The 10,356-nt window shown below is 73.5% G+C and carries 11 protein-coding genes; 9 read left to right on the top strand and 2 right to left on the bottom strand.

What is annotated here, in order from left to right:
* Positions 1-132: 132 nt before the first annotated feature.
* From bioD to ACFW1I_RS30430, 5 genes are all read left to right on the top strand, one after another.
* On the top strand, positions 133-849 hold the full coding sequence (bioD, locus tag ACFW1I_RS30450; RefSeq protein ID WP_384675949.1) for a dethiobiotin synthase: 717 nt from the start codon (positions 133-135) through the stop codon (positions 847-849).
* Positions 850-917: 68 nt separating this feature from the next.
* The gene (locus ACFW1I_RS30445; protein ID WP_384675947.1) at positions 918-1,262 is read left to right on the top strand and encodes a VOC family protein; all 345 of its coding nucleotides are present in this window, start codon (positions 918-920) and stop codon (positions 1,260-1,262) included.
* A 67-nt stretch (positions 1,263-1,329) separates the two neighbouring features.
* Positions 1,330-1,755: a GNAT family N-acetyltransferase gene (locus ACFW1I_RS30440; RefSeq protein WP_384675945.1), complete on the top strand. Its 426-nt coding sequence runs from the start codon at positions 1,330-1,332 to the stop codon at positions 1,753-1,755.
* 200 nt (positions 1,756-1,955) lie between these two features.
* Complete coding sequence (locus ACFW1I_RS30435) at positions 1,956-3,296, top strand: hemolysin family protein (RefSeq protein ID WP_384675944.1); 1,341 nt, start codon at positions 1,956-1,958, stop codon at positions 3,294-3,296.
* Entirely contained in the window at positions 3,293-4,312 is a 1,020-nt protein-coding gene (locus ACFW1I_RS30430) for a hemolysin family protein (protein ID WP_384675942.1), read from the top strand. The genes ACFW1I_RS30435 and ACFW1I_RS30430 overlap by 4 nt, the downstream gene beginning before the upstream one ends.
* Before the next feature lie 85 nt (positions 4,313-4,397).
* Here ACFW1I_RS30430 and ACFW1I_RS30425 read toward each other — a convergent pair whose 3' ends face one another.
* Positions 4,398-5,426 carry a maleylpyruvate isomerase N-terminal domain-containing protein gene (locus ACFW1I_RS30425; protein ID WP_384675940.1) on the bottom strand — a complete coding sequence of 343 codons (1,029 nt, stop codon included), beginning with the start codon at positions 5,424-5,426 and terminating at the stop codon, positions 4,398-4,400.
* A gap of 64 nt (positions 5,427-5,490) precedes the next feature.
* On the opposite strand from ACFW1I_RS30425, the gene ACFW1I_RS30420 reads away from it, so the two are divergent.
* The 3 genes from ACFW1I_RS30420 (at position 5,491) to mug (ending at position 8,375) form a co-directional block, all read left to right on the top strand.
* Positions 5,491-6,273: an SGNH/GDSL hydrolase family protein gene (locus ACFW1I_RS30420; protein WP_384675938.1), complete on the top strand. Its 783-nt coding sequence runs from the start codon at positions 5,491-5,493 to the stop codon at positions 6,271-6,273.
* A 99-nt stretch (positions 6,274-6,372) separates the two neighbouring features.
* Positions 6,373-7,815: an adenylosuccinate lyase gene (purB, locus tag ACFW1I_RS30415; RefSeq protein WP_384675936.1), complete on the top strand. Its 1,443-nt coding sequence runs from the start codon at positions 6,373-6,375 to the stop codon at positions 7,813-7,815.
* A gap of 62 nt (positions 7,816-7,877) precedes the next feature.
* The gene (gene mug, locus ACFW1I_RS30410) at positions 7,878-8,375 is read left to right on the top strand and encodes a G/U mismatch-specific DNA glycosylase (RefSeq protein WP_384675934.1); all 498 of its coding nucleotides are present in this window, start codon (positions 7,878-7,880) and stop codon (positions 8,373-8,375) included.
* Between the two features lie 66 nt (positions 8,376-8,441).
* On the opposite strand, the gene ACFW1I_RS30405 is transcribed toward mug, so the two are convergent.
* Positions 8,442-8,879 (bottom strand): hypothetical protein, encoded by a 438-nt coding sequence (locus tag ACFW1I_RS30405; protein WP_384675932.1) that lies wholly within the window; start codon positions 8,877-8,879, stop codon positions 8,442-8,444.
* A 211-nt stretch (positions 8,880-9,090) separates the two neighbouring features.
* On the opposite strand from ACFW1I_RS30405, the gene ACFW1I_RS30400 reads away from it, so the two are divergent.
* Positions 9,091-10,248 carry an ROK family transcriptional regulator gene (locus ACFW1I_RS30400; protein ID WP_384675930.1) on the top strand — a complete coding sequence of 386 codons (1,158 nt, stop codon included), beginning with the start codon at positions 9,091-9,093 and terminating at the stop codon, positions 10,246-10,248.
* Positions 10,249-10,356 lie beyond the last annotated feature (108 nt).

Here is a 10,356-nt window from a genome sequence, read left to right as displayed (position 1 = left end):
CCGGCGCCGGGCGCGGTGCGGGGGGGGGCGGGGGGGGCGGCGCGGGCGCTGCGGGTTGCGGCCGCCGTGGGGGGCGGGGCGGCCTCTGTGCCCGCGGCCCCCCCCCCCCGCACGGAGAGAGAAGGGAACACCATGAGCATCGTCGTCGTCAGCGGGACGGGGACGGAGATCGGCAAGACCGTCGTCACCGCGGCGGTCGCCGCCGCGGCCGTCGCCGCCGGGCGTTCGGTCGCAATCCTGAAGCCCGCCCAGACCGGGCTCGCGCCCGACGAACGCGGTGACGCGGACGAGGTGGTACGGCTCTCGGGCGCGAAGACCGCCGCCGAGCTGGCCCGCTATCCGGAGCCGCTGGCCCCGGGCACGGCCGCCCGCCGCGCGGGAATGGCCCCGGTCGGACCCGCCCAGGTCGCGGAGGCGGCCCGCGCGCTCGCCGAGGAGCACGACCTGGTGCTCGTCGAGGGCGCCGGCGGGCTGCTCGTCCGCTTCGACGAGGACGGCGGCACGCTCGCCGACGCGGCCCGGCTGCTCGGCGCGCCCGTCCTCGTGGTCGCGCCGGCCGGCCTCGGGACGCTGAACTCGACCGCGCTGACGGCCGAGGCGCTGCGGGCGCGCGGGATCGAGCAGCTCGGTGTCGTCGTCGGCAGCTGGCCCGCGGCACCGGACCTCGCGGCGCGGTGCAATCTGGCCGATCTGCCGGAGTCGGCCGGCGCGCCGCTGCTCGGCGTGGTGCCGGAGGGCTCCGGCGCGCTGGACCCGGCGGCCTTCCGCGCGGCGGCGGGCGGCTGGCTCGCCCCCGCGCTCGGCGGCACCTGGGACGCGGCCGCGTTCACGCGCGCGACCGGAGCCTGAGCCGAGCATCCGGCTCCCCTCGCTCCACGAAGGCTCCCGCCGCGGAGGCTCCTCCGTAGAGTGAGGGGATGCGCGCACACGTTCAGGAGCTCGTCTTCGACTGCGGCGACCCGGCCGCGCTGGTCCGGTTCTGGGCGGGTCTCCTCGGCGGGGAGCCCGTCGACCGGAGCCCCGACTGGTCGTACGTGGACCCGCCCGGCTTCGTCCGCATCGCCTTCCAGCGGGTGCCCGAGGGAAAGGCCGCGAAGAACCGGCTCCACCTCGATCTGGAGGTGCCCGACCCGGAGGCGGCGGCCGACGAGTCGTCGCCGCGCGGCGCTGTCCGCGTCGGCGGCCTCGTCACCGACGAGCAGGGATCCTTCCAGGTGATGCGGGATCCGGAGGGCAACGAGTTCTGCTTCGTCACGGGGTGACCCGTACCGCCGCTCCACCCTGTGGAATGTGCTGGCGACGCCCCGAACCGCGTGGTGGGATCGGGCCATGATCGATATAGAGATCCGGGCCGCCGTGCCCTCCGACGCCGAGTCCGTGCTCGCCTTCTGGCGGGAGTCTGCCGAGGGCACCTCCATCTCCGACGACGCCGACGGGGTGGGGCGGCTCCTCGACCGCGACCCCGAAGCCCTGATCCTCGCCGTGGACGGCGACCGGATCGTCGGTTCCGTGATCGCCGGCTGGGACGGCTGGCGTGCCTCGCTCTACCGGCTTGCGGTGCTCCCCTCGTACCGCAGGCGCGGCCTCTCGAAGGCCCTGCTCAAGGCGGCGGAGGATCGATTCGCCTCGCTGGGCGGGCGCCGCGCGGACGCGATGGTCCTGGAGGTGAACGAGCGCGCGCACCACGCCTGGGAGGCGGCGGGGTACGAGCGGCAGGATCAGTGGCGTCGCTGGGTGAAGCCGTTCACCGGGTGATCGACCGGCCGTTTTGCCGATCCTTTACCATGGGATCTCCTTCAGAAGACCGAGACGACCGAAAGGTGTGAACGTCCGCCCATGGGCGAGCCTCCCAGTAGTACTGGTGCCACCCTCACCGAAAGCACCGGTTCCGATTCCGGCGACCGACATCGCGCGTTCCGTGCCCCGCTGACTGATCATGGGACGGAGGTGAACCGATGACCGAAGTGCTTCTGCTCCTGGTGGCGCTACTGCTCGCGATCGCGTGCGGCGCGTTCGTGGCGGCGGAGTTCTCGCTGACCACCGTCGAGCGGGGCGAGCTCGAAGCGGCCGTCGAGCGCGGCGAGCGCGGAGCCGCCGGCGCCCTCAAGGCCGTCAAGTCGCTCACCTTCCAGCTCTCCGGCGCGCAGCTCGGCATCACCGTCACCAATCTGGTCGTCGGCATGCTCTCCGAGCCCTCCATCTCCAAGCTGATCCAGGGACCGGTCGAGGCACTCGGCCTCTCCCCCACGGCGGCCTCCTCGATCGCCCTGGTCCTGGGCACCGCCGTGTCCACCGTGGTCCTCATGGTGGTCGGCGAGCTCGTCCCCAAGAACTGGGCGATCTCACAGCCGCTCGCCGTCGCCAAGGTCGTGGCGACGCCGCAGCGGGTGTTCACGGCCGCGTTCAAGCCGCTGATCAGCCACCTCAACAACACCGCCAACCGGATCCTGCGCCGCCTGGGCATGGAGCCCACCGAGGAGCTGGCGTCCGCGCGTTCCCCCCAGGAGCTGGTGGCGCTCGCGCGCCACTCGGCGAAGGAGGGCGCCCTGGAGGCGGACACGGCCGAATTGTTCGTTCGCACACTGAACCTCGCGGAGCTCACCGCCGAGAACGTGATGACGCCGCGCGTCCAGGTGACCGCCCTGGAGGTGCAGGCCACCGCCGAGGACGTCGCGAACGCCACGCGCGCCACCGGCCTCTCCCGCTTCCCCGTCTACCGGGGCAACCTCGACACGGTCGTGGGCATCGCGCACATCAAGGACGTGCTCGCCATACCGGCCGACGAGCGGCGGCTGCGCCGCGTCGGCGACATCGCGCGCGAGCCGCTGCTCGTGCCCGAGACGCTGACCGTGGACAAGCTGCTCGACCGGCTGTCCGGGAAGCAGACGATGGCCGTCGTCATCGACGAGTACGGCGGCACGGCCGGCGTCGCGACGCTGGAGGACATCGTCGAGGAGGTCGTCGGCGAGGTGCGCGACGAGCACGACCCGCACGAGACCCCCGACCTCGCGCGTGCGGGCGAGGACGAGGACGGCCGGCTGCTGTGGTCGGCCGACGGAGCCGCTCGTACCGACCAGTTGGAACGCATCGGCCTGAAGGTGCCGGACGGACCGTACGAGACCCTCGCCGGCGTCCTCGCGACCGACCTCGGCCGGATCCCGGCCGTCGGCGACACCGTCGAACTGGGCGGCTGGCGCCTCGACGTCGTCGACGCCTCCGGGCGCCGCGCCGCGCGCGTCCTGCTGCACGCGCCGATCCCCCAGGACGACGACGAGACCGGGGAGGCGCGCCGATGACCGCGATCCAGTTGCTGATCGGCCTCCTCACGCTGGTCGTGAACGCCTTCTTCGTCGGCGCCGAGTTCGCCCTGATCTCGGTCCGGCGCAGCCAGATCGAGCCCCTCGCGGAGGCCGGCGACCGCCGGGCCCGCAGCGTCGTCTGGGGTCTGGAGCACGTCTCCGCGCTGCTCGCGGCGGCGCAGCTCGGCATCACGCTGTGCACCCTGGTGCTCGGCATCGTGGCCGAGCCCGCCATCGCGCACCTGCTGGAGCCCGTCTTCGACGCCGTCGGCGTGCCGCACGGCCTGGTCCACCCGATCTCGTTCGTGATCGCGCTGACCGTGGCCACGTATCTGCACATGCTCCTCGGCGAGATGGTGCCGAAGAACATCGCCCTCGCGGAGCCGACCAGGACCGCACTGCTGCTCGGCCCGCCGCTGGTGACCCTGGCGCGCGCGCTGCGCCCGGTGATCTTCACGATCAACGCCTTCGCGAACGCGCTGCTGAAGCTGTTGCGGGTGGAGGCGAAGAACGAGGTGGCGGCGACGTTCTCGGACGACGAGCTGGCCCGGATGGTCACCGACTCGAGCGACGCGGGCCTGCTCGACGACCGCGCGACCGAGCGTCTGCACGACGCCCTGGAGCTGGGCCGGCGTCCGGTGCGCGACGTGGTCATGCCGGTGGAGAAGGTGGTGTACGCGCAGGTCGGCACCACTCCGGAGGAGCTGGAGGCGCTGTCCGCCGAGTCGGGCTTCTCCCGCTTCCCGGTGGTGGACTCCGACCGCCGGATCCTGGGCTACCTCCATGTGAAGGACGCCCTGGACATCACCCCGCGCGACCTTCCGCTCCCGGTGTCGGCGCTGCGGCCGATCGCCCGCGTGCGGGCCGCGACGCCGATGGACGACGTGCTGACGGCGATGCGCCGCAGCCGTACGCACCTGGCGGCCGTGCTCGACGAGGACGGCAAGCTGGCCGGCCTGGTGACGATGGAGGACGTCCTCCGCGAGCTGGTGGGGCGCCCTGCGGCGCCGTGAGCCGCGCCTCGACGTCGCGCGTGAGGAAGGGCCCCGGGATCTCGCGTCCCGGGGCCCTTCCCGTGTGCGTGCCGCGTGCGCGCCCTCAGAGGGCGGTGGCCGCGAGCCAGTCGTCGAGGAGGTCGCGGTCGCCCGTGTGGGTGAAGCGCGGGTCGTCGGCGGCGTACCGGCGATGCAGCAGGAGGAGCAGTTCGCCCGCGTCGGCCGTCACGCTCGCGGTGGGTTCGGCGCCCCCGCCGCCCGCGCCGCCCCGGCTCCAGGTGAAACCGCCGCCGCCGAGCACCAGCGTCCAGACGGCGCCGCTGTCGCGCGCCACCAGGCGCAGCACCGTGCCGTCGCGGTCGAGGTGGGCGAGCGGCTCGGCGATCCACGGGATGTAGGGGGCCGTGGTGAGGAAGTGGTCGAGCGCGTCGGCGGCGGTGCCCGGGTCGAGCGGACGCGCGCCGCCGGTGAGCGCGATCTCGGCGTCGGCGAGGTGGACGACCGTCTCGGCCAGGACATGGCGCGGGTAGTGGCGCACCGATGGGTCCGCGCCCGGTGACCACACCGGCGCCGCGGGATCGGCCGCGCGGGCGGCGGCGGTGAAGCCCTCGGCGCGGGCGGCGAACCAGCCGGGGTACGCGGACGGGTCGGCCGGCGGGGCGAGCGGCAGGTCCCCGGCGCGGACGCGGGTGGCGGGGCGGGCGGTCACGAGGTGCTCGGCCCAGCCGTGGACGGTGCCGAGGTGGCGGGTCAGGTCGCCGAGCGTCCAGCCGGGGCAGGTCGGCACGGGGGTGGCCGGGTCGGCGTCCCCGACGGTCTTCTCGTACCGGCCCGCCCGCTCGGCGACGGCGTCGACGAGGGCGAGGTGGGCGTCCTCGTCGAGCCGGAAGCCCGCGGAGACCTCCAGCAGCCCGTCGCGCCACGGCCCCGGCGGCTGCCGGAGGGCGGCGGCGCGGAAGAGTCCGTCGAGGGTGCGCCGGTCGGCGTGGCCGAGCCCGGAGAGCACGTGACCGGTGTCTTCGAGCCATTTCACGGCCGTGCCGGGGTCGAGGGTGTCCTCGTCGCTGGTCTTGACCGCCGTCACCAGCCCGGCCAGTGCCTCGGCCAGGGCGTTCAGGAGCGCGTCGCTCATCGGGTTTCCCCTCCCGGGTTCTCCACGGCACCCGCGCATACCGCGCGGTATGATCGGGTCCGCCATGGAGATCAATGCCACGTACAACAGTCTCGTCGCCGTCGGGGACAGCTTCACCGAGGGTATGTCGGACCTGAGGCCCGACGGCTCGTACCGGGGCTGGGCGGACGTCCTCGCGGGCCGGCTCGCCGCCCGCACGCCCGGCTTCCGCTACGCCAACCTCGCGGTGCGCGGGAAGCTCATCGGACAGATCGTCGAGGAGCAAGTCGCCCTGGCCGCAGGGATGAAGGCCGACGTGGTCACCCTCGTCGGCGGCCTCAACGACACCCTCCGCCCCAAGGTCGACATGGTCCGCGTGAAGGACCTCCTGACCGAGGCCGTGGAACGCCTCACACCCTCCTGCGGACAGCTGGTCCTGATGCGGAGCCCCGGCCGGAACGGCCCGGTCATGGAACGCTTCCGTCCCCGGATGGAGGAGCTCTTCGCCCACGTCGACGAGCTGGCCGGCCGACACGGCGCGCTGGTGGCCGACCTGTACGGCGCACCGGTCCTGGGCGACCCCCGGCTGTGGGACGTGGACCGGCTGCACCTCACCGCCGACGGCCACCGACGGGTGGCGGAGGCCGTGTGGCAGACCCTGGGCCTGGCCGCCGAGGACGACTGGCGGGCGCCGCTCCCGGCCGCCGTACGGCCCGGCTGGGTGACGCGGCGCGCCGCGGACGCCCGGTTCGCCAAGGAGCACCTCGGCCCGTGGATCGGCCGTCGGCTCACCGGCCGCTCGTCCGGCGACGGCCGCCCGCCGAAGCGGCCCGAGCTGCTGCCGTACGAGGTGCGGCCCGAGGTCTGAGCCGGTGGCGGGCACCGGCGGCGTGACGTGGGTCTCGTAGCAAGCTCCAGCCGGGACCACGGCGCTGGCCTGCAGAAATCACCAGTAAACTCTGGACACGTGACTGCTGCGACTGTGAAGCCCCGTATCCCCAACGTCCTGGCCGGCCGCTACGCCTCCGCGGAGCTCGCCGTCCTCTGGTCCCCCGAGCAGAAGGTGAAGCTGGAGCGCCAGCTGTGGCTCGCCGTGCTGCGTGCCCAGAAGGACCTCGGGATCGAGGTTCCGGACGCGGCGCTCGCCGACTACGAGCGCGTCCTCGACCAGGTCGACCTCGGCTCCATCGCCGAGCGCGAGAAGGTCACCCGGCACGACGTGAAGGCCCGCATCGAGGAGTTCAACGCCCTCGCCGGCCATGAGCACGTGCACAAGGGCATGACCTCCCGTGACCTCACGGAGAACGTCGAGCAGCTCCAGATCCGCCTCTCCCTGGAGCTGGTCCGGGACCGTACGGTCGCCGTCCTGGCCCGTCTGGGCAAGCTGTCCGCCGAGTACGGCGAGCTGGTCATGGCTGGGCGCTCGCACAACGTCGCCGCGCAGGCCACCACCCTCGGCAAGCGCTTCGCCACCACCGCGGACGAGCTGCTCGTGGCGTACACCCGCCTGGAGGAGCTGCTCGGCCGCTACCCGCTGCGCGGCATCAAGGGCCCGGTCGGCACCGCCCAGGACATGCTCGACCTGCTCGGCGGCGACGCCGGCAAGCTCGCCGAGCTGGAGCAGCGCATCGCCGGTCACCTCGGCTTCGCGCACGCCTTCACCTCGGTCGGCCAGGTCTACCCGCGCTCGCTCGACTACGACGTGGTCACCACGCTGGTGCAGCTCGCCGCCGGCCCGTCGTCGATCGCCAAGACGATCCGCCTGATGGCCGGCCACGAGCTGGTCACCGAGGGCTTCAAGCCCGGCCAGGTCGGCTCCTCCGCGATGCCGCACAAGATGAACACCCGCTCCTGCGAGCGCGTCAACGGCCTCATGGTCATCCTGCGCGGTTACGCCTCGATGACCGGCGAGCTGGCCGGCGACCAGTGGAACGAGGGCGACGTGTCCTGCTCTGTGGTCCGCCGCGTGGCGCTGCCGGACGCGTTCTTCGCGCTCGACGGCCTGCTGGAGACCTTCCTCACCGTGCTCGACGAGTTCGGCGCCTTCCCGGCCGTCGTCGCCCGCGAGCTCGACCGCTACCTCCCCTTCCTCGCCACCACCAAGGTCCTGATGGCCTCGGTCCGCGCCGGCGTGGGCCGCGAGCTCGCCCACGAGGCGATCAAGGAGAACGCGGTGGCCTCGGCCCTCGCCATGCGCGAGCAGGGCGTCGAGCGCAACGAGCTGCTCGACAAGCTCGCCGCCGACGACCGCATCCCGCTGGACCGCGCGCAGCTCGACGAGCTGATGGCGGACAAGCTCTCCTTCACCGGCGCCGCCGCCGACCAGGTCGCCACCGTGGTGTCCCGGATCGAGGAGCTCGTCAAGCAGCACCCCGAGGCCGCCGCCTACACCCCCGGCGCGATCCTCTGACCCGGACCCGCCGGTTCACCCGCGAGGAACTGGAGGCCGCCCGCGACCGCGTCGTCCCCGACGTGGCCGAGGGCGGCCTCGCCGTTCTCTTCTGCGGCATCAACCCGGGCCTGATGACCGCCGCGACGGGTCACCACTTCGCCCGCCCCGGCAACCGCTTCTGGCCGGTGCTCCACCTCTCCGGCTTCACCCCGCGCCTGCTGCGCCCCGACGAGCAGGACGAGCTGCTCTCGTACGGACTCGGCATCACCAACGTCGCCGCCCGGCCGACGGCCCGCGCCGACGAGCTGAGCCGCGAGGAGTACGTCGAGGGCGGCCGCATCCTCACCGAGAAGGTCCTGCGGCTGAAGCCCCGCTGGCTCGCGGTCGTCGGCGTCACGGCGTACCGCACCGCCTTCGGCGAGCCGAAGGCGGCCATCGGCCCTCAGGAGCGGACCATCGGCACGACGCGGATCTGGGCCCTGCCCAATCCGAGCGGGCTCAACGCGCACTGGACGGCGGAGACGATGGCGGAGGAGTACGCACGGCTGAGGCGGGCGGCCGGCCTGCCGGCCACGTGACCGTTCCGACCGTCACTCTCGACCTCGTCCTCGACCGCGCCGCCGAGGACGATGACGGAGGCCCCGTCACGGCGGGTCCACGTCCGTGATGACGGCGAGGAGCTGGAACGGCAGCTCCTCGTCCCACTGCGAGACGCCCAGTCCGATCCATCGGGCGTCCACATGCCACAGCGTGAGGTTCGGTACGTGCGCGCACAGCACGGACCACGGCTCCGGCAGCAGCTCCCCCTCCATGCTGCGGTGGTGCAGCGACCACAGGCTCATCCGGTCCGGTTCGCCCCAGCGCGCGGCCAGCAGGGCGGCCAGTCCGTCCCGCTCCGCTTCGTACTGCTCCTCGACCGCTTCCCGGCGGCTCCCGTCGTCCTCCCAGAAGTCCTCGCTGGTGGCCAGCGCGGCGACATGGAAACCGGGCCCGCTGTCGAGGTCGCCGACCTGCTCCGGCCGCGTCGGAAACTCCCTCGACCGCAGTAAGTCGAGGTCCGACAGAAGGCGTGTCGTGGTCATGTGCCCAGTAAACCGTCCGGCACTGACAGTTGGCGCCACGTCAGTCCGCCCCGGACGCGCGGACCGGAGGGCGGGCCGAAGGACGGACCGACGAGCGGACCGGGGTCTCGGCGCGGACACGGCCCGGACACGGGCAGGGGGCGGCCCTCGCCGCCTCCGGAACCATTGAGTACCATCCGCCTGAGACGGGCACGAGCTGGGAGGACACACGGTGGGGCGGCTGACCGGCGGGGATCCGTCGCTTCTGCGGCGGATCAATTCCGCGGTGGTACTCCATGCTCTGCGCGGCTCCGACGCGCGCACACTCACGGATCTGACCCGGATCACCGGGCTGTCCCGGCCGACCGTCGAAGGCGTCGTCGAGGGGCTCATCGAAGGCGGCCTCGTCGTCGAGGCCGCGCCCGAGGAGGGTGAGGCCAGGCGCCAGGGGCGTCCCGCCCGGAGGTTCCGCTTCCGCGCCGAGGCCGGGCATCTGCTCGGCATCGAGATCGGCCCGCACCGCGTCGCCGCCCTCCTCTCCGGCCTCGACGGCCGGATCATCAGCGCCGGCGCGCGCGAGGTGTCGGAGACCGCGCCGGAGGACGAACGCCTCGACAAGGTGCGCATGGTCGTCGCCGACGTCCTGCGCCGCGCCGGTGTTCCCCGGTCGAACCTGCGGGCGGTCGGCGTCGGCACCCCCGGGATCGTGGAGGCCGACGGCACGGTGCGGCTCGGCACCGCGCTGCCCGGCTGGACGGGCCTCGCGCTCGGCGAGCGGCTGCGCCGCTCCTTCCGCTGCCCGGTGATCGTGGAGAACGACGCCAACGCGGCGGCCGTCGCCGAGCACTGGAAGGGTGCCGCGACCGACTCCGACGACATCGTCTTCGTCCTCGCCGGGCTGAGCCCCGGCGCGGGCTCGCTCATCGGCGGCCGGCTGCACCGCGGTTACGGCGGTGCGGCGGGTGAGATCGGCGCGCTGCACCTGCTGGGGCGCGGCGTCACGCCGGAGCACCTGCTGTCGACGACCGACGAACCGCTGCACCCGCTCGACGAGCAGGCGGTGGCGGAGGTCTTCGCGCTGGCGAGGAAGGGTGACGCCCGGGCCGAGGCGGCGGTCGAGCGGTTCATCCAGCGGCTGGTGCACGACGTCGGCGCCCTCGTCCTGGCGCTCGACCCCGAACTGGTGGTGGTCGGCGGCTGGGCGGCCGGACTGGACGGGGTGCTGCAGCCGCTCCGCGAGGAACTGGCGCGGTTCTGCCTCCGTCCGCCGCGTGTGGTGCTCTCGCTGCTCGGCGAGGCCGCCGTCGGCACCGGCGCGCTGCGCCTCGCGCTCGACCACGTCGAGGAGCAGCTGTTCGCGGTCGAGGGCAGCGTGACGGCCCGGCGCTGAGCCGGCGTTCCCGTACGGCGGCGTCGGCGCGGACCGTCCTCGGTCGCGACAGTTCTCAGGAGAACGCGAATAACCCGCCGCGGGAGGCCGGGGGTTTGGGGGGCCCCC

The organism is Streptomyces sp. NPDC058955 (genome assembly GCF_042741435.1).
Lineage (GTDB): Bacteria > Actinomycetota > Actinomycetes > Streptomycetales > Streptomycetaceae > Streptomyces.
The sequence above is the reverse complement of the archived record's forward strand: the minus strand, read 5'-3'. Positions and strand labels throughout refer to the sequence as shown.